The following is a 23,038-nucleotide window of genomic DNA, read 5'->3' as shown; positions in this document are numbered from 1 at the left end:
AATTAGAAACGATGAAAAATATAAAAAAGTTTTCAGCAGTAACCTTATTAGGACTCATATTACTTGTTTTTAACGCTTGTGATGATAGTTCAGAGAAGTTTGAAATTTCTTCTCCAACTGCTCCAAATTTAGAAGAATTAAATTTTTCTAGATTAGAATTAGATGGTGTCAATACAAACAACGAGGCCATTACACTTAATTGGACCGAAGCAACTTATGGGCAACCTGCTTCTATAAACTACGCTGTACAATTCTCTAACGATGAGGCATTTACAAATTTTACCACCGCTACTTCTGTTACAGGAAAAACAGCTACAACATTATCGGTAAGTGAAGTAAATACTGCCGTTGGTAACGCAGGTTTAAATCCTTTTTCATGGGAAAAAGTATACATTCGAGTGGCCTCTTCATTAGGTACACAAAACAGTGAAATTGTAAACTCTAACGTAATAAGTTTAGAAGTATACCCATACTTTAACTATGTATTTAACGACTACTATTTAGTAGGTAATGGTGTAGCTCCAGGATGGAATAACAATAACAATAACCCTCCTTTATTTAGAGATGCAAATGATGAAAATGTATATTATTACACAGGACTTTTAACAAATGATAGTGGTGATTATAACGAAGGACGTTTTAAAGTTCTAGAAACTAAAGGACTATGGCAGCCACAATGGGGTGAAGCAAAAAATGAAGGTAGCGACGACCCAAGTGAAAGTGGTAAAGTAGCAGGAAATCCTGGTACTCAGTCTGGAGACCCAGGAAGATTTGGTGTTTCAACTACAGGATACTACTCTTTTACTATAGATTTTGCAAAAAGAGAGTATACACTTGTTCCCTTTAATGCAACTGGTAAAAATAGCCCAGCCTCTTTAACTTTAACAGGTACAAGTACAGCAGATGTTACAATGAATCAACTATCTTTTGATGGTCATATTTGGTATGCAAATAATGTAAAACTTACCCCTGGCGAAGTATCTTTCTTAACAGATGCAGGAGCAAATTGGGGAAATACTTCTCCTTTTTCTGGAATTGCAACCAATGGTGGTGGTAATATTCCTGTTGTTGTAGAAGATAATTACGATGTTTGGTTTAATGATTTAACTGGTAATTACATTTTAATTCCATTAAATTTATAATATTACTAACTTATAATATAAAGAAAATGAATACGTACATAAAAAAATTAAGCTACTTATTTCTTTCGCTAACACTACTTTTTGTTGCTTGCGATGCAGAAGAGAGCTTAACAATTACAAGTCCAGATCCTGCATTTGTATTAAACACACCAGGTATTAGCAATGTTTACTTAAACTTTGCTTTACCAGACAACCCTGCATTTACTATTACTTGGAAAGATGAGATTAATTCAAATGCTTCTTACAGTGTAGAAATGGCTACAGATAATGCTTTTACTAATCCTGTAAGGTTAGGTGAAACTACTAAAAGTAGTTTTTCTATGACTGTAGATGAGTTTAATAAAGCAATTAACGATACTGGTGTCGATGAATTTTTAGACATCGCAATTTATTTGAGAGTAAAAACTGAGTCACAAATAACAAATACTATATTGTTATTAGTAACTACATATCCAGTAAATGCTCAAAGTTTTAATGGTATTGAAAATGGCGATAAATTTGTATTATCATTAGACCAAAATGATGATGTTGCTCTTGTATTAGATTGGGAAGACCCAATATTAGATGCATCTATTTCTATAGACGTAAACTACACTATAGAAGCGGCAGCACCAAACACAGACTTTGCTAACCCTGTAGAAGTTGGTTCTGTATTAAATACCAATACGCTATCATTAACACACTCAAAACTAAACTCAATTGCCCTACAAACAGGTATTGCTGTAGATGCTTCTGGAGATGTAGCGCTTAGAATTACATCTAGCATAACAGATGCTGCTTCAGGTACTAAACTAGAAAGAATAAGCGAAGTTATAACAATTAATGTAACAACTTATTTAACAGTACTAGACCTTTCTACAACTTGGGGTATTGTTGGCTCTGCAACTACAAATGGATGGAACGGACCAGATATGCCAATGTTTAAAACAGCTGAAGATGGTGTTTTAGTAGCTTATGTTACATTAGCATCAGGAGAATGGAAATTTAGAGAAAATAACGATTGGAGCAACAACTTAGGTTCGGGAGGATCTACTGATGATGTGGCTTCTAACGGAGGAAACTTCACTACTGATGAAGGTGCATTTAAAATTACCCTAAACCTAAATAACAACACATATAGCAAAGAAGAATTTTCTTTAGGTATTGTAGGTGGTGCCTATAACAATTGGGGTGCATCTCCGGATTTTATGTTAGAATATGATCAATATTCTGATGTTTTCCGCGGAATTGTAACTCTTATTGATGGCGAAATGAAGTTTAGACTTAACAATAGCTGGGATGTTGATTGGGGAGATAATGGTGCTGATGGAACCTTAGATGGAGGTGGCGCTAATATTGTAGTTACAGAAGGTATCTATATCGCAACAGTAGATATGAATGATTTAACTTATACGCTAGAACCAATTGACAACGTTTGGGGATTAGTAGGTGGTGCCTATAACGATTGGGGAAATACACCAGACGCTCAATTTAAAAGAGATTGGTCGAAACCTTTTAACGATATCTGGATTTTGAATAATGTTACTCTTACAGATGGCGAATTCAAATTTAGAGCAAATAACGCTTGGGATGTAGATTATGGCGATAATGGTGCAGATGGAACACTAGAAAGAGGTGGTGCAAATATTGTAACCACAGCAGGAACTTACTCTTTTGTACTAGATTTCTCTGATCCAGCAAACCCTACTTACACAAAAAAATAGTTTTTCTTACAAAACAATTCAAAGGCTATCTGTTTAGGATGGCCTTTGTTTTTAATACTTAAATAAAACCCATGAAAAAAACAATACTCCTTTTATTACTTTGTTTATCTTTTGTAGGTTATACTCAAGTTCAGAACGCAACTTTTAATGTATCTCCTACTACTTTTGAAGAAACTGAACAAATTACCATAACTGTTTCTAATATAAACCCATCGGCATGGGGAGTTTCAGATGTTTATTTATGGGCATGGTCTTTAGATAATAACAACGCTAACACACAAGATGCACCCAATAATGGTACATGGGCAAACTCTAATGAAGCTCAAAAACTTACCAACAACGGAAACGGAAGTTATAGCATAACTTTTACACCCACTACATTTTATAATAGAACTAATATAGGTAGTATTGGTATGTTGGTTAAAGCAAAAAATGGGACTGGTGATAAAAAAACTCAAGACCAAATTTTTAAAGTTGGTAAATTTCAACTCACTTTAAACACTCCTACAGCTTCACAAACTATAATTAACGCCGGTGATACTTTTCCTATTAATGCTAATGCTTCTGTAGCAGCTAACTTTATTTTAAAAGCAAATGGCACTGTTATAGATAGTCAAAACAACAAAACCGTTTATAGCTATTCAAACAGTATTACCGAAAATACCAACTATACTCTAGAGGCAACAAGTAATGGTGAACAAAAAACACTAAACTTTACAGCTATAGTAAAACCGACTGTTGTAATAGAGAGTTTACCTGCTGGACTTAAAGATGGTGTAAACTTAAATAAAACAGATGCAACAAAAGCAACTTTTGTTTTTTATGCACCTGAAAAGGAATTTATTCATTTGATTGGAGATTTTAATAATTGGACCATCAACAACAACTATCTACTAAAGAAAGATGGAGATAGATTTTGGATAGAAGTTTCTAATCTTACTCCACAAAAAGATCACCTATATCAATACTTAATTGAAGGTGTTTTAAGAGTTGCAGACCCATACTCTACTGTTATTTTATCGGAGTATAATGATCAATATATAAATTCAACTACCTATCCTAATTTACCTGCGTATCCAACAGGAAAAACAAATCATGCAGTTACGTTGCTAAAAACAGGAGAAACACCTTACAATTGGCAAGTAACAAACTTTCAAAAACCCAAAAAAACAGATCTTGTAATTTACGAACTTTTAATAAGAGATTTCGATGAACTTCATAGTTTCGATGCTGTTAAGGCAAGATTAGATTACCTTGAAAATTTAGGTGTTAACGCTATAGAATTTTTACCAATAATGGAGTTTGACGGCAATGAATCTTGGGGATACAACCCTTCATTTCATATGGCTTTAGACAAATATTACGGAACTAAAAAAGCGTTTAAACAATTGGTAGATGAATGCCATAAAAGAGGAATAGCTGTAATTTTAGATGTTGCATTTAATCATGCTAGCGGACAAAACCCTTACTACCGAATGTATAATACAGACAATGGAGGTTATGCGGGACAAGCTACTAGCAATAGTCCTTTTTTTAATGTTACTGCTAAACATTCTTATAGTGTTTTTAACGACTTTAATCACAGCAAACAAGCTGTTAAAGATTATGTCAAAAGAATAGCTCAATTTTGGATTGAAGAATATAAAATTGATGGGTATCGTTGGGACTTAACAAAAGGGTTTACACAGAACTGTACAGAAAACGACCAAAACTGTACCAACAGTTTTCAACAAGACCGGGTAGATATTTTAAAAGAATACGCAGATTATCAGTGGGAAATAGACCAGACTTCATACGTAATTTTTGAACACTTAGGTACCAATGCAGAAGAAACCGAATGGGTAAATTACAAATTAAATGAAGGTAAGGGAATTATGGTTTGGGGTAACCAAAACTATAACTATCGAAAAGCAATTGCTGGTGATATCTCTAATTCTGATTTTTCTTGGGTATCATACAAAAATAGAGGATGGTCTGTACCGGCTAATATTAGTTACATGGAAAGTCATGACGAGGAACGCCTGCTTTATGAAGCAAAGAACAACGGACTTGTTGAAGGATCTTACAATATAAAAAACACAAATATTGCCCTAGAAAGAGCTGGTTTAGTGAGTGCTTTTTATTTTACAATTCCAGGACCAAAAATGATATGGCAATTTGGAGAACTGGGGTATGATATTGGAATTAATCAAAATGGAAGAACAGGTAACAAACCTATTTTATGGAATTACTTTGATACACCAAACAGAAAAAATCTTTATACTATTTATAGCAAACTCATTGAGCTAAAATTAAAGTATGATATTTTTGAAACATCAAACTTTACCATTGATATAAACACCTTTTTTGGTTTGCATAAAATTCAATTATCAGACATAAATGCAAGTAATATTCAGCATATTACAATCGTTGGTAATTTTGATACCAAAACACAGAATATAAATCCGAATTTTCAAACTACCGGAACTTGGTATAGTTTATTGGATAATAATAGTAGTATTAACGTAACAAATACAAACAGTACACTTAGCCTTAATGCAGGCGAATTCAAAATATTTGCAAATAAACCTGCCACATTGTCAACTAAAGCACAAACATTAGTATCTAAAGAACTTATAGTTTATCCCAATAGTATTGTGCATAGTTTTCAACTAAATCAAGACTCTAAAAACATAAATATTTATTCTGTAAATGGTAAAAAAGTCAAAACTTTTACCGGTGAATTTTCAAAAAATCAAATATTCAATATACAAGATCTCTCCAGTGGTATATACTTTTTAAAAGCATTTATCAACAATAAACTACAAGTATATAAAATCATTAAAGAATAATAAAAAGCAGCTTAAGAGCTGCTTTTTATTATTAAATTTATTAGTTGTAAAAACTAAAACTTTATTTAGTACTGATTTTAGATTTTTTAACTCCGAAAAATAAAATATATCCATAACATAAAACTGTTAAAAAAAAGGCAGTTTTAAAACCAAATCCATCAATTAAGCTCCCAAATATAAAGGGTACTATGGCTCCACCAACAATAGCCATACATAACAATCCAGAAGCTTGTGCTTTTAACTCGCCAAGTCCCTCTAAGCTTAGGGTAAATATGGTTGGGAACATAATAGAATTAAATAACCCAACTGCTAAAATAGACCACATAGAAATTAAACCTTCTGTGTTTATAGAAATTAAAATCATACTAATAGCTAAAAAGGCAAAAATTCCTAAAACTTTACCTGGTGGCAATATTTTAGTGAGGTAAGCCCCAATAAACCTTCCAAACATGGCGCCTCCCCAATAGAAAATAACAAAAACACCTAACAAAGATTTTGGATCTGAATTTGTGAATGTTTTATTAAAAACATTGGCAATTGTGTTTGCAATATTCATCATTGCTTCATTCTCTAAAATTATGATAGACAAATTCATGTCTAAAAAATAATTCACTAAAAAACTACCCACTGCCACCTCTGCGCCAACGTAAACAAAAATACCAAGTGCTCCCATCATCATCATTTTATTTTTTAAAAGTGATAAATAACCACCTTTAGGGCTTTCTTGTATGAGTTTAGGCAATTTAATAAAAGAAAAAGCTAAAGCGAGAAATCCAATAAATAAAGCAATAAAAATAAATGGTGTCTGAACAGTGCTTGCTTCAGCAGCATAATATGTAGCTCTATTTGAGGCAGATAATAATGCAATTTCAGACGAAGGTTTTACAGAGTCACTCAATAAAAATAAGGCACCAATAACAGGCGCAATAGTGGTGCCTAAAGAGTTAAATGCTTGAGACAAATTTAAACGGCTACTTGCCCCATCTTCAGTACCTAACATGGCAACATAAGGATTTGCAGCTACTTGTAAAATAGTAATTCCGCCAGCCAATGTAAAATAGCCAACTAAAAATATAGTAAAAACTCTATACTCTGCGGCTGGATAAAAAAGTAAACACCCGGCTGCCATTGTTAAAAGTCCTAAAATAATCCCTTTTTTATATCCGATTTTAGAAAGTATAAGTCCGGCAGGTAAAGAGAACACAAAAAAGGCTACAAAAAAAGCAAACTGAACTAAAACAGTTTTTGCGTAAGACATTTCAAACACGTCTTTTAATCTTGGTACCAAACTATCTACAAGAACAGTTATAAAGCCCCAAAGGAAAAATAATATTGTTAAAAAAATAAAGGCACTCTTATACGATTTTTTGTTGTGAGAATTCATTGCTATCCTTTGTTATAATAATCTGATTTTATATTACTGTTTAAACTGTCTTTATATAAATTATAGCTAAACCCTTTGTGTATAGAATAGGCTCCTGTTTCACCAGAAGAATTTACAGCTATATAACCCACTTGAAAATCTTTATAATTTTTTCCGGGCTTGTTTACTATTCTACCAATTGCCTCTTCACAAGCTTCTTGAGGCGACTTTCCCTGACGCATCAACTCTACAATTAAAAAGCTTCCGACAGTTTTTAAAACTTCCTCTCCAAGACCTGTTGCAGCTGCTCCACCAACCTCATTATCAACAAATAAACCACCACCAATAATGGGAGAATCTCCTACCCTACCTGGCATTTTGTAGGCTAAACCACTTGTGGTACATGCTCCAGAAATATTACCATTTTTATCGATGGCTAACATACCAATTGTATCGTGATTTTCTATATTAATAATAGGTTTATATGTAGCTGTCAGTTTCCACTTTTCCCATGCTTTTTTTGAAGATTCTGTTAATAAATTTTCTCGCTTAAAACCTTTAGAGACTGCAAATTTCTCTGCTCCATCACCCACCAACATTACATGTGGTGTTTCTTCCATAACTTTTCTAGCAACAGATATTACGTGTTTAATATTTTTTACTCCCAAAACAGCACCATAATCTCCTTTTTCATTCATAATACAAGCGTCTAATGTTACCGTACCATCTCTATCTGGTAGCCCGCCTTTTCCTACAGATTGTCCTTTTTCATTAGCTTCTTCAACCCTACAACCTTTCTCTACAGACTCTAAAGAAACATTTCCATTCTCTAAAACTTTTGCAGCTGTTTCTACCGCTAAATCTGTTTTCCAAGTTGCTATAACTAGTGGTTTACTATATTTTTTACTGATAAAATTTAACGACGCGTGTTCTTCTTTATCTGATTTACAACCAATAACAGAAGAGGTAGCTGCTAACAGACCTAAGCTACCTACAGATGTTTTTTTTATAAAATTTCTACGTTTCATTTATAACTTTAATTTATTAGTTTTGCTTAGTGAATAAGGCAAATCTTCTGTTTTACTTCCCCAATTTTTATTGGGCATATTAGTCATTTCAAAATTGATTTCTCCTCCATTTTGAATAGCATCATAATTGATAAAATTATGAGAAGTAGTTTTTCCGTTTAAAGTTGTAGCTTTTATATAATAATTTTTTTTAGAGTTATTCGGTGCATTAATTGTAAAAGTATGACCATTTTCTAAATTCAAAGTAGCCTTTTTAAATAATGGGCTACCAATAATGTATTGGTCTGTTGCTGGAGTAACAGGATAAAAACCTAATGCGCTAAAAACATACCAAGCAGAAGTTTGTCCGTTGTCTTCATCTCCACAATAACCATCTGGCGTTGCACTATATAGTTTTGTTAAAACATCTCTAATTTTTTCTTGTGTTTTATAAGGAACCCCTGCATGATTATATAAGTAAATCATATGCTGAATTGGTTGATTTCCGTGTGCATAATTTCCCATATTTACAATCTGCATTTCACGAATTTCATGAATAGTACCTCCATAATAAGAATCATCAAAATCTGGTGGCATGGTAAAAACTCCATCTAACTGTGCAATAAAATCATTTTTACCACCCATTAAGTTAATCAACCCTTGAACATCATGAAAAACTGACCATGTGTAATGCAAACTATTTCCTTCTGTAAAAGCATCTCCCCATTTTAATGGGTTAAATGGTGATTGAAAAGTACCATCCTTATTTTTTCCTCTCATTAAGTTTGTAGAGGAATCAAATACATTTTTATAATTTAAAGATTTCTTAAAATAAGTATTTGCTACCTCCGTTTTTCCTAATTTTTCTGCCATTTTGGCTATGGTAAAATCTGCATAAGCATATTCTAAAGTTCTAGCAACATTTTCATTAACCCCAACATTGTATGGTACATAACCTAAAGTGTTGTAGTAATTTAGTCCTTCTCTTCCTACAGATTTAACGGGTCTTCCTTCTTCTACCTCGGCATTCTTTAAAATGGCTTCAAAAATTGTTTTTACATCTTTATCTTTTACATTTCCTTTTAAAAATGCATCTACAACAATTGGGGCAGAGTTTGAACCAATCATACAGTTTCTATGACCAGGACTCGCCCATTCTGGTAACCATCCAGATTCTTTATAAGTATTTGCTAAACCCTCTACAATATTACTATTCAATTCTGGATACATCATATTAAAAAATGGATAAACCGCTCTAAAAGTGTCCCAAAAACCATTATCCGTAAACATATATCCAGGTAAAATTTTACCATTATACGGACTGTAATGCACTATTTGATTATTTTTATTGTACTCATAAAACTTTCTTGGAAATAACAAAACGCGGTATAAACAAGAATAAAAAGTTTTAATATTATCGGTGTTAGAATCTTCAATTTGAATTTTATTTAGTTCTTTTTCCCATGCTAGTTTAGCTTTGTTTTTTGTTGTTTCGAATGAGTCATTACCAATTTCTCTATCTAAATTTAATTGAGCTTGCTCTAGACTTATAAAAGAAGATGCCACTTTTACGCTTACAGTTTCTCCTTTCTCGGTTTTAAATCCTATAATTGCCCCAACATGTTCTCCTTTGCTATTTAAGTTATTTTTTAACAGCTTCCAATTATCTGTCCATGTGTGATTTAGTTCAAAATCTTTATCAAACTGAGCAACAAAATAGTTATGAAAATTATCTGGTACACCTCCACTATTATTTCTACAATACCCAATAATTTTTCTTTCTTTCGGAATAATTTTCACCATAGAACCTTTAAAAAAAGCATCAATCATAATGTAAGAAGAATCTGCTTTTGGAAATGTAAAGTTAAAATGTGCTGCTCTTTCTGTTGGTGTAACTTCAGCAACCACATCGTAATCTGCCAAATAAACTTTATAATAATGTGGTTTTACAGTTTCTGCTTTGTGTGAAAACCAAGATTGTCTTTCTTTTTCATTAAATTTTAGTTTACCCGTAACTGCCATTAAAGAAAAAGCAGCATAATCATTAATCCACGGACTTGGTTGATGGGTTTGCTTTATTCCTCTAATCTTATTTTCATTGTATTTGTAAGTCCAACCATCTCCCATTTTAGAGGTCATTGGAGTCCAAAAATTCATACCCCAAGGTGTAGCAATTGCAGGGTATGTATTTCCATTAGATAAGCTATATTTAGAATCTGTTCCCATCAATGGGTTTACAAAATCTACTAAAGAAACCGTTTCTGATGAGGGGTCCATTTTATTCTCTTTTTTATTGCCACAAGAAGAAAAAAAGAATAATATTAATAGTAATAAGTGGCTAATGTATTTCATAATTTTTAATTTATTTTTTGAGACTTTACCCCTTTAAATGTCATTTTTACTTGCTGTATAGTTCCGTCGTCGTTAAATAATAATTTATCGATGCAAGTTACTCTGTGGTCACGCCCTTGGTTGGGAATTGGTCTTCTATGGTAAACAATTAGCCAATCATCAGTTTTTGGTACATGAATTACAGAGTGGTGTCCTGCACCATTTGCAATAGATGTATCAGATTCTAAAATAGTACCAATTCTTTTATATGGGCCTGTAACCTTGTTAAACATACCGTAAGCAACTTTATAGGTATTATTACCCCAACTTCCCTCCGACCACATAAAGTAATAAATTCCATTTCTCTTAAACATAAAAGGTCCTTCTACATAATTTTCTGGGGTAATCTCTTTAAAAATTTCATCATCTGAAAAAGGAATAATTCCACTAAAATCTTCCTTTAAAATTCCCAAATTGCAGTGTTTCCAACCACCATAAATAATGTAAAAGGTGCCATCTGAATCTTTAAAAACAAATTGATCTATAGGCTGTGCCTCATTATAAAATTCTGAAATTAATGGCTTTCCTAAGTAATCTTCAAATGGTCCGGATGGATTATTTGAAACAGCAATACCAATACCACCTGTATGATTTTTGGTATTATTTTTATCCCAATAAGGACCTCCCGGTTTCTGTAGATCATTCGCCGAAAAAAATAAATAATATTTTTCTTCCTTCTTTATTATTGATGGAGCCCAAATAGCACGATTAGCCCATTTTATAATAGAGGTATCTAATACCTTTTTATGTTTTTTCCAGGTAATTAAATCTTTCGATGAAAATGCATCTAAAAAAACCTGTTTCTCATATTTTGCAGAGTATGTGGGATAAATCCAATATTCATCATTAAAAACAGCTCCTTCTGGATCTGCATACCAACCCTCAAAAATAGGATTTCCAGCAAAAGACTCTTCAACTTTATTTTGTGGTTTTTTACAACCTATAAAAAGAAGAAAACAAATAATATATACATACAATTTACTCATAAGTATCTGACATTAAAAACTCAAAAGTTCCTCCATTCATAATTTCTTCATGTAAAATATAGTTTCTATCGACTTGCTTGCCATTAATTGTTAATTTAGCAACATACACATTTTCTTCTGATTGATTTTTTGCCTTAATTATTAGGGTTTTTCCGTTTTCTAAATGTAATGTTGCAGCTTTAATTAACGGACTTCCCAAAGCATATTTATTAGAACCTGGTGTTACTGGATAAAAACCTAAACTACTAAAAATATACCAAGCACTCATTTGGCCAGCATCATCATTACCGCATAATCCGTCTACACCAGTTCCATACATTGTATCCATAATCATGCGCACTCTAGCTTGAGTTTTATGGTTATTACCTGTCCAATTATATAAATAAGGAATATGGTGCCCAGGTTCATTTCCATGAACATAATTACCAATAATACCATCTCTGGTAATATCTTCGTGCTTGTCTATATACTTATCTTCTAGCTTTTTGGTAAAAAGAGTATCTAAAAAAGCACTAAAACGTTTTTTTCCACCCATCATGTAAATCATTGTATCTAACTGATGCGGTACATACAAACCATAATTCCACGCATTTCCTTCAATAAAACCTTGTCCGTGAGTATCTAAAGGATCAAAATTTTCACGAAACTTCCCGTTCGATAATCTCGGACTCATGAATCCGTTCTTTTGATTAAACACATTTTTATAGTATTTAGATCTTTTTAAGAAAGTTGCAACTGTTGCTGTATCATTTACACTTTTTGCTATTTGAGCAATTGCCCAATCATCATAGGCAAGTTCTAAAGTTTTAGAAACCGAAGAATGACTTTTATCATCTGGTACGTATTGATATTTTATATAATCTCCCAAACCATCAAAATAAGAAACGTTTGCTGTTTTAACAGATGCATTTAAAGCCTTTATTTTATCAAAATTACCAACATTTTTTACAATAGCATCTGCAATAACAGAGGTAGCATGATACCCAATCATACACCAATTTTCATTAGCATAATGGCTCCAAATTGGCAACATTTGATGAACACTTTGCGCTTGATGAGCTAACATTGATTTAATCATATCGTTATTTCTTTCTCGCTGAATGATATTAAATAATGGATGTAAAGCTCTGTAAGTGTCCCAAAGAGAAAAAATAGTATAATTTGTAAAACCCGAAGATTTGTGAATATTCTGATCTAAACCTCGATAACTACCATCTACATCTTCATACAAAACAGGACTTAACATTGTGTGATATAACGCGGTATAAAATGTTTCTTTCTGAGTTTCTTTAATGGTTTCAACTTCTATCTTAGACAACTCATTGTTCCACTTTTGCTGTGTTTCTTTTTTAACTTTGTTAAAATTCCAATGCGAAATTTCTTCCTCTAAATTTTTCATTGCTCCAGAGCTACTTACCGAAGATAAGGCAAATTTTAACTTGATCTCTTCACCTTCATTTGTATCAAAATTAAAATAAGCTCGAATATTTTTTCCTGCCATTTCTGGAAAGTTTTCACGCTCATTAAATCTTCCATAAAAACCATTATAGGAAGTGTTATCATATTTTTTATGACCGTAACTTTTAAATGGTTTTGAAAATTTTGCTGCAAAAAATACTTTTTTTGTTCTAGCCCAACCTTTTGTTTGTCGGTAACCTGTAATGGTAGAGTCATTTTCTATCCGAATAAATGTCCAAACGTTTTTATTGTCGTGGTGATATACATTATACACAAAATCGAATAAAATATGTGCTTCAGAAGATTTTGGAAATTTATATTTATGAAAACCTACACGCTCTGTTGCTGTTAACTCTGCTTTTATGTTGTAACTTTCTAGAGCTACCTTATAATATCCAGCCTTAGCATTTTCCGTTTGATGAGAAAACGTTGAATAAAATCCTTTCTTTCCATCTTTAGTTTTCAAAGGGTCTAAAACCAAATTTCCAACAGTTGGCATAACCAAAAAGTCTCCTAAATCCGAATGACCTGTCCCACTAAAATTAGTATGAGCAAAACCAATAATTGTAGTGTCTTTAAACTGATAACCTGCGCAATACTCGTATGTTTTGGGGTTGTACTTCCCTTGTGTAAACATGACCTCGAAATTTGTTTGCGGACTTAACTGAACCATTCCAAAAGGAGCCGTTGCACCAGGAAAAACATGTCCCATTTTAGAAGTACCAATCATAGGATTCACATGTTTAACTAAGTCTTTTGATGCGACTTCTTTTTTAATTGAATTGGCTTCTTTAGTACATTGTAATAAAAAAATAGCAAAAAATACTGAAAGTGCTTTTTTAAATATTGTAACAATTATTTGGTGTTTACTCTTCATATTTTATAGTAATAATTAATTAACTCCATTTTCGCTTATCTTATAGTTTATGATATATAATTTAACTTTTCAATCACAAGAAAATATTGATGAATTCTTTTTGAAGAAATCGATCCAGAATTCTAAAAAACTATAAAAATATAAATTTAAAAAAGAGAGGTATTTCATTTAAAAGGTATTGCTTATCGACAAACTAATTTAATGAAATAAATTAAATTTTAATGAATTATTAAAAAAACTGAGATTTTAAAAACCCAATACCGTAACCCAAAAATTGGGTTATAGTAGTAAAAATACTCAAAAAAGCAACGTTAAAACTTTTATTTAGTAGTAAAGAATGAAAAAATATCAATAAAAAATAACAAGCATATAAATAGCTTAGCATAGGAAAACTTAATAGTAATAAAATAATACCAACAGCAAAACCCACAATAAAAAGACTTGGAAACCAAAATGTAAGTTGAGAAGAATTTGGGTGTTTTTTATTTAAAATTGGTCTTGCTGTTCCAAATCCATAAGTTTGTTTAAAAAACTGAATAAAAGACGTTCTTCTTTTATGATATACAAAAGCTTTTTTTATTTGCTGAGTAGAAAAACCATTTTGCCAGAGTCGAAAGGTTAGGTCGATGTCTTCGCCATTTTTCATGTTAGAAAATCCTTTAGTTTTTAAAAAAGCGGCTTTAGAGATTCCTAAATTAAAACTTCGTAATTGAAATTTATTAGAAGCTATCTTTTTGCCCCGAATTCCTCCGGTGGTAAACAAAGAAGTCATCGAAAAATTAATTGCCTTTTGCAAAGAAGTAAAACTAGCATGTGCTGCATCCTCACCACCAAAAGCATCTGTATAGTTTTTTGTTAAAGCATTTTTTACTTCAAGTAAATAGTTTTTAGGAAGAATAACATCTGAATCTAAAATGATATAATAGTTACCAGATGCTTTTTTCATACCAAAATTACGACTATCACCAGCACCAGTATTTTCTTTAAAGTGGTAAGTTATGTTTAATAATGATGTATACTTTCTTACTATAACATCACTTTTTATTTGCGAACCATCTTCTATTATTAGTATCTCATAGTTATCTGAAAAATCTTGACGAACAAAACTCTCTAACAATTCGTCTATTTCGTTCGGACGATTAAAAACAGGTACTATAATAGAAAAATGAAAGTTCAATATTTTTTGGTTCTCTGTAGGTTTATAATTGTAACAAGTAAAATCTATATCTTTTGTATTGATTAGTCTACTATTCAAACTTTTCCATAACGGCATCACTTACCCCCATATTAGAAAATCCGCCGTCGTGATAAAGGTTTTGCAGCGTTACTTTTTTTGTTAAATCAGAGAATAAAGAGATGGTATAATCGGCGCAGTCTGATGCAGAGGCATTTCCTAGCGGACTCATTTTTTCGGCATAAGCAATAAAACCATCAAAACCTTTTACTCCTGTTCCTGCGGTTGTTGGTGTTGGAGATTGTGAAATAGTGTTCACTCTTACCTTAAAATCTCTACCAAAATAATACCCAAAACTTCTGGCTATAGACTCTAAAAAAGCTTTGTTATCTGCCATGTCATTATAATCTGGAAAAACTCTTTGAGCTGCCATATAAGACAAGGCTACAATACTTCCCCAAGAATTCATTGCTTTTTGATGATATAAAACATTCAATACTTTATGAAAAGAAACTGCAGATACTTGCCATCCTTTTTCTGTAAAACTATAATTTGGGTCTGTATATGGTTTGTCTTTTCTAACATTTACAGACATTCCAATAGAATGTAAAACAAAGTCGATTTTTCCTCCCAAAATAGTTAATGACTGTTTTACTAAATTTTCTAAATCATCTATAGATGTAGCATCTGCAGGAATTATTTGAGCATTAGTCTTTTTTGCAAGCGCTTCTATATTTCCCATTTTTAACGCTGCAGGCGCATTCGTTAAAACAAATTCTGCTCCTTGTTCAAAGGCTTTTTCTGCTGTTTTCCAAGCAATTGAGTTTTCGTTTAATGCACCAAAAATAATCCCTTTTTTTCCTTTTAGTAAATTTTGCATTGTTCTACTTTTTTTACTGTATTTGTTGTAATGTATATTAATTTATAAACAAAAAAAATTAGCTTAATAGTTCTTTTGCATGTGTTACAGCAGATTCAGAAATATCTTTACCACTTAGCATTTCTGCAATTTCTACCACTCTTTCTTCTTTAGAGAGTTGTTTTAAATTTGTGGTTGTAATGCCATTTTCTTCGGCTTTAAAAACCTTGTAGTGACTGTTACCTTTGGCTGCAATTTGTGGTAAATGTGTAATAGCAATTACCTGCATATTTTTGCTTAATTGTTGCATTATTGCCGCAATTTTATTGGAAACTTCTCCAGAAACACCTGTATCAATTTCATCGAAAATTATGGTTGGCAATTGAGTGTTTTCAGACAATACTTTTTTAACAGCTAACATTATTCGAGAAAGCTCTCCGCCAGACGCAACTTTTTTTAATTCGCCAAAATTACCGCCTTTATTTGCCGAAAACAAAAATTTTAATTCATCCTTCCCGTTATAAAAATAAATGATTGTTTGTTTTATTTCTATTGAGAAACGGGCATTTTCCATTCCTAAATCTGCAAGTAAATTCTCTAGTTCTTTCTTTAGAACTGGAATAGCCGCTTTTCTAGCAGTTGTAATTTTATCTGCCAAAACATCCATTTTTTCTGCTACTGCATGAATTTCTGCCTTTTTAGTATTTAAAGTTTCTTCTGCAGAAGTTACTTGCGCAACTTTATCAGACAAAACAGCCAAAACTTCTAAAAGTTCTTTATTGTTACTTACCGAATGTTTCTTTTGTAAGTTGTATAGCAACTGAAGTCTGTCATTTACTTTTTCTGCCTCATTAGGATCAAATTCTATGTGTTCATTGGCATCTTCTAATTCAGTAACAATATCATCAATTTCTATTTTAGCAGAAGTTACTCGTTCTGCCAAAACTTGATATTCTTTAGAATAGGAAGCAATTTTATGAAGTTTGTGTTCTAACGAATGTAACAAACTTTGTATACCAATATCTTCATTTATTGAAATTGCCAAAGATTCTGATAAATTTTCTTTAATCTCTTCAATATTATTTAATTTGTCTAGAGAATCTTCTAAAATTTCTTGTTCATCTTCTATAATTTTAGCTTCTTCCAACTCATTAAAAAGATGTAAATTGTAATCGTATTGCTGATTTGCTAGCTGTTGTTGTTTTTCTAAATCTTCTAATTCTCTTTTTAAAGAATTTAATTGCAAATAACCTCTTTTATATGAAGCAATTCGGTCTTTATTGTTCGCTAAAGCGTCTAAAATTTCGAATTGGAAAGCAGTGTCCGAAAGTTCCATTGTTTGATGTTGAGAATGAACATCTATCAATTTAGTTCGTAACGCATTCAAAATGCTTAGTGTAACAGGTGTATCATTAACAAAGGCACGAGACTTTCCTGATGGCAAAATTTCTCTTCTAATAATTGTTTCAGATTCGTAATCTAAATCGGAGTCTTTAAAAAATTCTTCTAAGTGATAATTTGCAATGGCAACTTTTGCCTCTACAATACATTTTTTACTTGTATCTTTTAACGAAGATAAATCTGCTCTGTTCCCTAAAACCAATCCTAAAGCACCTAATAATATAGATTTACCTGCTCCTGTTTCTCCAGTGATTATAGATAATCCTGAAGAAAAATCAATACTTAAATGATTGATTAATGCGTAGTTATTTATGGATAATTGTGTAAGCAAATTTTATAAATTTTAAAGTATAAAATTAGTGAAAATTATGTTACAAATAAAGTATTATTAATACAGTAACTAAGAAAAAAAAACAGACTAACTTAAAAAGTGTAGTCTGTTTTTAATGAGTTTAGATGCTCATTTATTTTTGTTATATTGTTTTAAAAATCAAAAAAAAGTATATTTTTAATTCATAATTATAGCATTATTGCTTGCAGAATAATCATCAATCAATCTTTCGCCATTTTGCATTGTTATTAGTAGAAATTTTACGAACTGTTTGCACAAGTCTTTCTTTGTTTCTAGTATTGGTACTTTCGGAATATATGTTTACAATTTCATCTGCTTTAGCATCAAAAAACAATCTAATTAAGTAGTTACCAATTGTTTTATTATAAATAGATTGTAGTGCAATTACACTATCTTCTATACTTTGTAACCCAGAGCCTTTCGAGTTTACCAAATTATCCATTCCAAACCGGTGATAATTATACAATGTACTTCTATATGCTTTTAAATTCGGAGAAAGTAAATTATCTATCAACAAAAATCTGTTTTGCTCTCCTACTACATTTTGCCATGAAGACAAACCACTTTGCTGTGCTTGTAACATTACATTTTGCGCTTCTTTTAATTCTTCCTCTCCGCCAAACTCTTTAAAGGTATCGGCATCTAAACCAATAATAATATTTGCGTAAAAAACGATAGTAGAAACCAAATTGCTGTCAAAAGAATTTCTGTTGTAAATTAACGGATCAAACTCGTTATAGGTAAAATTAAACTCTTTGTCTTTAATATTTAACACAGGTGATGCATAACTTGAGTTAAAAACAGGTCTGGTAGACTGAACTTGTAAAGTAGCTGTAAACTTATTATTGTCTCTAGAAGTAACAATAATGGTCATAGCACAATCTATGCGCTCTTCTTGTTTTACAACCCTGTTGGTCCATTTTGTTTGATTAATATACTCGGTAAGTGCTTTTTGCAAAGTACTAAAAACTTGTTGATTGGAACCCGCAATTTGGTCTGAATTTACGGTTACTAGACAGTTTAATTCTTGAGCATTTACTGTAAAAATTGACAATAATGCAATAAAAAGTATATTAAATTTAGACATATATTTTAAATTCGATTTCGTCTATTTATTTGCTAATTTTAAATTTTCACGCAGTAAACTGAAATACAACCTACTGCTCAAGTTTTGATATAATTACCTCAAGAATATCTTTTGCCACTTCAGTTTTAGACTTTAATTGAAAAGATTGTTCTTTTAGATACTTGTCTATAATAGTTACTTTATTAGTATCGGTGGCAAAACCTGCACCTTTATCTTGCAAAGAATTTAAGACAATGGCATCTAAATTTTTTCTCTGTAACTTTTCTTTTGCGTGCTCTAACTCATTATTTGTTTCTAAAGCAAAACCAACTAAAAACTGATTTTTTTTAATAGCACCCAAAGATGCTAAAATATCTTTTGTTGGCGTTAGCTCAATATGTAACGTATTACTTGCCTTTTTTATTTTCTGTGAAGCTACATTTTTTGGTTTGTAATCTGCTACTGCTGCAGAAAGTATAGCAATATGAACTTCTTTAAAATAAGTATGAGCAGCGGTGTACATTTCTTGTGCAGAAACAACATCTATTCTATTTACAAACGAATGTTTTAATTGCTGATTGGTAGGTCCAGAAATTAAAGTGACTTTCGCACCTAAATTTGCTGCTTCACGAGCCAAAGCAAAACCCATTTTTCCTGAAGAATGGTTTCCAATAAAACGTACAGGATCTATAGCCTCATATGTTGGGCCCGCGGTAATTAACACTTTTTTTCCTTTTAATGGCAATTTCGATACCATATCATTTTCTATAAAAGTAACAATATCTTCGGGCTCTGCCATTCTTCCTTCACCTACCAAACCACTTGCTAATTCTCCGGAAGTAGCAGGAATTATAATATTACCAAAATCTTGTAATTTCTGTAAACTCTGTTTTGTAGAAGGGTGTTTGTACATATCCAAATCCATAGCAGGAGCAAAATAAACCGGACATTTAGCAGAAAGGTAGGTTGCTAGTAACAAATTGTTACAGGTGCCATTTGCCATTTTAGAAAGTGTATTTGCTGTTGCTGGGGCAATGAGCATAAAATCTGCCCAAAGACCTAATTCTACATGGTTATTCCATAATTCATTTTCATCTTCTTTAGAGTAAAAATTTGAGTGAACAGGATTTTTAGAAAGGGAAGAAAGAGTAAGTGGTGTTATAAAATCTTTAGACGCAGGAGTCATTATTACTTGAACTTCTGCGTCTAATTTTATAAATAAACGGACCAAATTGGCCGTTTTATAAGCGGCTATCCCAGCAGAAATAGCTAGTAATACTTTTTTTCCGCTTAAAACAGACATTATTCTGTTTCTGGAGTTCTGTGGTAAACTTTATTATTTAACCATTCCTCTACAGCCATTGCTGTTGGTTTTGGCAATCTTTCGTAAAATTTAGATACTTCAATTTGCTCTTTATTTTCAAAAACCTCTTCAAGAGAATCGTTGTAAGTAGCAAACTCATCTAATTTATCTACCAATTCTCTTTTTAAGTCAGAATTAATCTGCTCAGCTCTTTTTGCAATGATAGAAATAGCCTCATAGATATTTTCTGTAGGCGCTTGTAATTCATTTTTGTCGTAAGTAACTGTACTTAACGGTGCATTTGTACCTTTATAATCCATACTTTTTAATTGTATTATTTTTTTTCTTGAGAACTTTCGTATTCTTTTTGTTTTGCTATTAGAAGATCTATCCTTTCTTTTTCACTTTCTAGCGTGGCCAACATTTTATTTGATTCTTCTAGATATTGTGATGAAGGGTAATTTCTTACTAATTTATCGTAAGCATCCATAGCATCTTTTATACGCTTTGGTTTTCTTCTGTCGTAACTTTTTAGCACAAAATCGTGCGCAGCTTTTAGTCTGTAATAAAGTGCTTCCTCTTTATATTTTGAACCTAAATAATCTTCCAATAAATTATCGAAAGCTTGTATAGCTGCATTGTAGTTTCTTAAATCATAATCTGCAGTTCTATAATATGTTTTTGCAATTTCAAAATATTTCTTTTCTAATTTTCCTCTTAACTCAGCATAATGAGTGTTTGCCTCATCAATTTTTTCTGAGTCAGGGTAATTATTTATAAATAATTGAAAAGCTTCTAGCGCTTTGTTGGTATCGGTAGGGTCTTTACTAAAGACTGGTGATGCCATTTTGTAACTGTAGGCAGATAAAAATGCTGCTTCTTCTTTTTTAGAACTTTTTGGGTAATTTTTGGTAAAACGATCAAAATAATAACCCGCAATGCTGTATTGCTTTTCGTTAAAATTTGACTGGGCTATCATAAAAGAAATTCGCTCCATCTGAGGTTTTCCTCTGTAGTTAGGAGCAATTTTCTCAAACAACCTTAATGCTTTTGAAAAATTTTGAGTTTCGTACATTTTCACAGCCATCTTATACTGTTCTTCTGCAGTACCTTTGTTTAATACCTTTTGATATTCGCCACAAGAAACAAGTAACAAACTCAAAACTACTAAATACGCTAAATTTTTAATTTTTTGCATCGGGCAAAATTAGTGATTATTTATGGATTATAAAAGAAAATATTTTTGCAAAAAAAATACTTTTATGAGTTTTATGAAAGCATGAAACACATTTTAATTAACTTAAAAATCATTTTTTTAATTAGTGGCTACATTATCTAAAATCAACTACTTAGAATGCTAAATTATATAGCCTTTTTTAAAAGTAGAAATTCAGAATTTATTTCGGTTTACATGTTACATTCAACTTTTGCACCACTGTGATTAATAACGTAATATTTTTTAAAAAATTACGCAATATTAATTAGAACAAAAGAATATTAAAAAAATAAGTTATGTTATTAAAACTATGTTAATCTTAGCATTTTAAGAGATAAAAAAAGAGTCTTTAGTAATTAAAGACTCTTTTTTGTTTAAAAGCATCAATTCTAAAAAAACTAAAAACTCTTTACAAATGCTGCTATTTTATCGTGTAAACTGTTAGAGGCTTTTACCAACGGCAAACGTACTTGGTTGTTACATATTGCCAATTCTTTTAAAACTGTTTTAATTCCTGCTGGGTTATTCTCTTCAAAAATGGCGTCAATAATTTCCATCATCTTAAAGTGAATTTCGTAACCCTCTTTGTTTTTTCCTTGCAAACCACAATTAATTAACGTTGAAAATTCTTTTGGGTAAGCTTGACCAATTACAGAAATTACTCCAGAACCACCTGCCAAAGTAATAGCCAATGCCAAATCATCATCGCCAGAAATAACAGAAAAATTTGCAGGAGCATTTTTTATAAGCTCTAAATATTGCTGCATGTTATTACCTGCCTCTTTAATTGCTACAATATTGTTAAAGTCTTTTGCCAATCGAATACTTGTAGCTGCTACCATGTTTTTAGCAGTTCTTCCGGGTACATTGTACAATATAATATCTTTATCTGTTGCTGTTGCAATGGCTTTAAAATGTTGATAAAACCCTTCTTGAGTTGGTTTGCTGTAATAGGGAGCTACAGACAAAATACCCGAAATATCCGATAAATCTGTACTTTGTAAATCTGCAATAACAGCTGCTGTATTGTTGCCTCCAATTCCTAAAACTAACGGAACTCTACCTGCATTTGCTGCAACTATACATGCTATTATTTGCTGTCTTTCTTCTTTTGTTATCGTAGCACTTTCGGCAGTGGTACCGTTTATAACTAAATAATTGGTACCGTTTTCTATATTGTAATTTACTAACTTTGTTAGTGCATTAAAATCGATGCTATAATCTTCGTTAAATGGGGTAATTAAAGCAACGCCTGTTCCTATATATTTTTGCATTATTATTGTTGTTTAGTTCGGCAAAACTACAATTTTAAGATTGATTTTTTTATAGAAAAATACCTTAAGCATCAATAATAAACAACTTTTTAGAGAAAGTTTAATTTTATAGTTTTTCTAAAATAACAAGGTATTTTTTTAATTCTTGTAAAAAAGCGTCTACATGTAACGTATTTTCTGAGATAGTAATATCAAACAGGGCTTCTCTAATATCAGAAAAACCTACTTTAAAGGTGGCATCAGATTGCAAAACTGCTATTTCTAAGTACAAGTTAGAGGAATCGAAATAACCAATTAATAAATCGAATGGCTCTTCTAAAAAACTATGAAAACTTGGTTCTGTATACTCTCCCTTCCAATTGATGTCTTTTTCTGAAAAATGCTTGTATGAAACCTCATTTGTTTTATGATATTTTCTAAAACTATAAATTTTAGCATTTTTTACTCCTAAAATACGCTCTACCTGTGCTTGTAAATTTTGAGTAGAAGAAAGGGCTTCTGTAGTCAAAATACCTACACTACTAATTTTTTTGGTATTTGAGGTTAAAGAACTTTCTAATAAATTAAGTTCCTTTTCAAATTTTTTGGTAAGTATAGATTCTTTAAAACCTTGAAAAATCATTTTTAAAAATTTT

The 23,038-nt window shown here is 31.6% G+C and carries 17 protein-coding genes; 3 read left to right on the top strand and 14 right to left on the bottom strand.

Features of this window, described 5'->3' with window-relative positions; all coding sequences use genetic code 11:
- The first annotated feature begins 11 nt into the window (after positions 1 to 11).
- From WHD54_RS10870 to WHD54_RS10860, 3 genes are all read left to right on the top strand, one after another.
- Positions 12 to 1,142 carry a SusE domain-containing protein gene (locus tag WHD54_RS10870; RefSeq protein WP_088323398.1) on the top strand — a complete coding sequence of 377 codons (1,131 nt, stop codon included), beginning with the start codon at positions 12 to 14 and terminating at the stop codon, positions 1,140 to 1,142.
- 26 nt (positions 1,143 to 1,168) lie between these two features.
- Complete coding sequence (locus tag WHD54_RS10865; RefSeq protein WP_088323399.1) at positions 1,169 to 2,845, top strand: SusE domain-containing protein; 1,677 nt, start codon at positions 1,169 to 1,171, stop codon at positions 2,843 to 2,845.
- Between the two features lie 71 nt (positions 2,846 to 2,916).
- On the top strand, positions 2,917 to 5,676 hold the full coding sequence (locus tag WHD54_RS10860) for an alpha-amylase family glycosyl hydrolase (RefSeq protein WP_088323400.1): 2,760 nt from the start codon (positions 2,917 to 2,919) through the stop codon (positions 5,674 to 5,676).
- A 61-nt stretch (positions 5,677 to 5,737) separates the two neighbouring features.
- Here the strand turns inward: WHD54_RS10860 and WHD54_RS10855 are convergent, their stop codons facing one another.
- The 14 genes from WHD54_RS10855 to WHD54_RS10790 all read right to left on the bottom strand — a co-directional run bounded on the left by WHD54_RS10855 (position 5,738) and on the right by WHD54_RS10790 (position 23,025).
- Positions 5,738 to 7,060: a sugar MFS transporter gene (locus WHD54_RS10855; RefSeq protein WP_088323401.1), complete on the bottom strand. Its 1,323-nt coding sequence runs from the start codon at positions 7,058 to 7,060 to the stop codon at positions 5,738 to 5,740.
- 2 nt (positions 7,061 to 7,062) lie between these two features.
- Entirely contained in the window at positions 7,063 to 8,067 is a 1,005-nt protein-coding gene (locus WHD54_RS10850) for a N(4)-(beta-N-acetylglucosaminyl)-L-asparaginase (RefSeq protein WP_088323402.1), read from the bottom strand.
- Complete coding sequence (locus WHD54_RS10845) at positions 8,068 to 10,398, bottom strand: GH92 family glycosyl hydrolase (RefSeq protein ID WP_088323403.1); 2,331 nt, start codon at positions 10,396 to 10,398, stop codon at positions 8,068 to 8,070. It lies immediately after the preceding gene.
- A gap of 5 nt (positions 10,399 to 10,403) precedes the next feature.
- Complete coding sequence (locus tag WHD54_RS10840; protein ID WP_088323404.1) at positions 10,404 to 11,423, bottom strand: glycoside hydrolase family 43 protein; 1,020 nt, start codon at positions 11,421 to 11,423, stop codon at positions 10,404 to 10,406.
- On the bottom strand, positions 11,416 to 13,758 hold the full coding sequence (locus WHD54_RS10835; RefSeq protein ID WP_088323405.1) for a GH92 family glycosyl hydrolase: 2,343 nt from the start codon (positions 13,756 to 13,758) through the stop codon (positions 11,416 to 11,418). Before WHD54_RS10835 ends, WHD54_RS10840 begins: the two co-directional genes overlap by 8 nt.
- A 229-nt stretch (positions 13,759 to 13,987) precedes the next feature.
- On the bottom strand, positions 13,988 to 14,935 hold the full coding sequence (locus WHD54_RS10830) for a glycosyltransferase (RefSeq protein WP_233130971.1): 948 nt from the start codon (positions 14,933 to 14,935) through the stop codon (positions 13,988 to 13,990).
- A 70-nt stretch (positions 14,936 to 15,005) separates the two neighbouring features.
- Positions 15,006 to 15,812, bottom strand: a complete 807-nt coding sequence (locus WHD54_RS10825; protein ID WP_088323407.1) for an enoyl-ACP reductase FabI — start codon at positions 15,810 to 15,812, stop codon at positions 15,006 to 15,008.
- A gap of 58 nt (positions 15,813 to 15,870) precedes the next feature.
- On the bottom strand, positions 15,871 to 17,523 hold the full coding sequence (gene recN / locus WHD54_RS10820; RefSeq protein WP_088323408.1) for a DNA repair protein RecN: 1,653 nt from the start codon (positions 17,521 to 17,523) through the stop codon (positions 15,871 to 15,873).
- A gap of 217 nt (positions 17,524 to 17,740) precedes the next feature.
- The gene (locus WHD54_RS10815) at positions 17,741 to 18,631 is read right to left on the bottom strand and encodes a DUF4835 family protein (RefSeq protein WP_088323409.1); all 891 of its coding nucleotides are present in this window, start codon (positions 18,629 to 18,631) and stop codon (positions 17,741 to 17,743) included.
- Positions 18,632 to 18,701: 70 nt separating this feature from the next.
- Positions 18,702 to 19,913, bottom strand: coding sequence for a bifunctional phosphopantothenoylcysteine decarboxylase/phosphopantothenate--cysteine ligase CoaBC (gene coaBC, locus WHD54_RS10810; protein WP_088323410.1), 1,212 nt, complete (start codon positions 19,911 to 19,913; stop codon positions 18,702 to 18,704).
- Positions 19,913 to 20,233 (bottom strand): DNA-directed RNA polymerase subunit omega, encoded by a 321-nt coding sequence (locus WHD54_RS10805; RefSeq protein ID WP_088323411.1) that lies wholly within the window; start codon positions 20,231 to 20,233, stop codon positions 19,913 to 19,915. Before WHD54_RS10805 ends, coaBC begins: the two co-directional genes overlap by 1 nt.
- A 14-nt stretch (positions 20,234 to 20,247) precedes the next feature.
- A complete protein-coding gene (locus WHD54_RS10800; protein WP_088323412.1) occupies positions 20,248 to 21,111 on the bottom strand; it encodes an outer membrane protein assembly factor BamD in 864 nt (287 codons plus the stop codon).
- Between the two features lie 416 nt (positions 21,112 to 21,527).
- Positions 21,528 to 22,403 (bottom strand): 4-hydroxy-tetrahydrodipicolinate synthase, encoded by an 876-nt coding sequence (dapA, locus tag WHD54_RS10795; protein ID WP_088323413.1) that lies wholly within the window; start codon positions 22,401 to 22,403, stop codon positions 21,528 to 21,530.
- A 106-nt stretch (positions 22,404 to 22,509) separates the two neighbouring features.
- Positions 22,510 to 23,025 carry a DUF6913 domain-containing protein gene (locus WHD54_RS10790; protein ID WP_088323414.1) on the bottom strand — a complete coding sequence of 172 codons (516 nt, stop codon included), beginning with the start codon at positions 23,023 to 23,025 and terminating at the stop codon, positions 22,510 to 22,512.
- Positions 23,026 to 23,038: the final 13 nt, after the last annotated feature.

The sequence above is a fragment of the Polaribacter tangerinus genome (assembly GCF_038024095.1).
Taxonomy (GTDB): Bacteria; Bacteroidota; Bacteroidia; order Flavobacteriales; family Flavobacteriaceae; genus Polaribacter; species Polaribacter tangerinus.
Note: the sequence above shows the minus strand (reverse complement) of the source record. Positions and strands in the feature narration are given on the sequence as shown.

What these genes read in the sequence shown, in the direction of transcription:
- WHD54_RS10870 (WP_088323398.1), top strand. Translation starts at nt 12, where the DNA reads ATGAAAAATATAAAAAAGTTTTCAGCAGTAACCTTATTAGGACTCATA.
- WHD54_RS10865 (WP_088323399.1), top strand. Translation starts at nt 1,169, where the DNA reads ATGAATACGTACATAAAAAAATTAAGCTACTTATTTCTTTCGCTAACA.
- WHD54_RS10860 (WP_088323400.1), top strand. Translation starts at nt 2,917, where the DNA reads ATGAAAAAAACAATACTCCTTTTATTACTTTGTTTATCTTTTGTAGGT.
- WHD54_RS10855 (WP_088323401.1), bottom strand. Translation starts at nt 7,060, where the DNA reads ATGAATTCTCACAACAAAAAATCGTATAAGAGTGCCTTTATTTTTTTA.
- WHD54_RS10850 (WP_088323402.1), bottom strand. Translation starts at nt 8,067, where the DNA reads ATGAAACGTAGAAATTTTATAAAAAAAACATCTGTAGGTAGCTTAGGT.
- WHD54_RS10845 (WP_088323403.1), bottom strand. Translation starts at nt 10,398, where the DNA reads ATGAAATACATTAGCCACTTATTACTATTAATATTATTCTTTTTTTCT.
- WHD54_RS10840 (WP_088323404.1), bottom strand. Translation starts at nt 11,423, where the DNA reads ATGAGTAAATTGTATGTATATATTATTTGTTTTCTTCTTTTTATAGGT.
- WHD54_RS10835 (WP_088323405.1), bottom strand. Translation starts at nt 13,758, where the DNA reads ATGAAGAGTAAACACCAAATAATTGTTACAATATTTAAAAAAGCACTT.
- WHD54_RS10825 (WP_088323407.1), bottom strand. Translation starts at nt 15,812, where the DNA reads ATGCAAAATTTACTAAAAGGAAAAAAAGGGATTATTTTTGGTGCATTA.
- WHD54_RS10815 (WP_088323409.1), bottom strand. Translation starts at nt 18,631, where the DNA reads ATGTCTAAATTTAATATACTTTTTATTGCATTATTGTCAATTTTTACA.
- coaBC (WP_088323410.1), bottom strand. Translation starts at nt 19,913, where the DNA reads ATGTCTGTTTTAAGCGGAAAAAAAGTATTACTAGCTATTTCTGCTGGG.
- WHD54_RS10805 (WP_088323411.1), bottom strand. Translation starts at nt 20,233, where the DNA reads ATGGATTATAAAGGTACAAATGCACCGTTAAGTACAGTTACTTACGAC.
- WHD54_RS10800 (WP_088323412.1), bottom strand. Translation starts at nt 21,111, where the DNA reads ATGCAAAAAATTAAAAATTTAGCGTATTTAGTAGTTTTGAGTTTGTTA.
- dapA (WP_088323413.1), bottom strand. Translation starts at nt 22,403, where the DNA reads ATGCAAAAATATATAGGAACAGGCGTTGCTTTAATTACCCCATTTAAC.
- WHD54_RS10790 (WP_088323414.1), bottom strand. Translation starts at nt 23,025, where the DNA reads ATGATTTTTCAAGGTTTTAAAGAATCTATACTTACCAAAAAATTTGAA.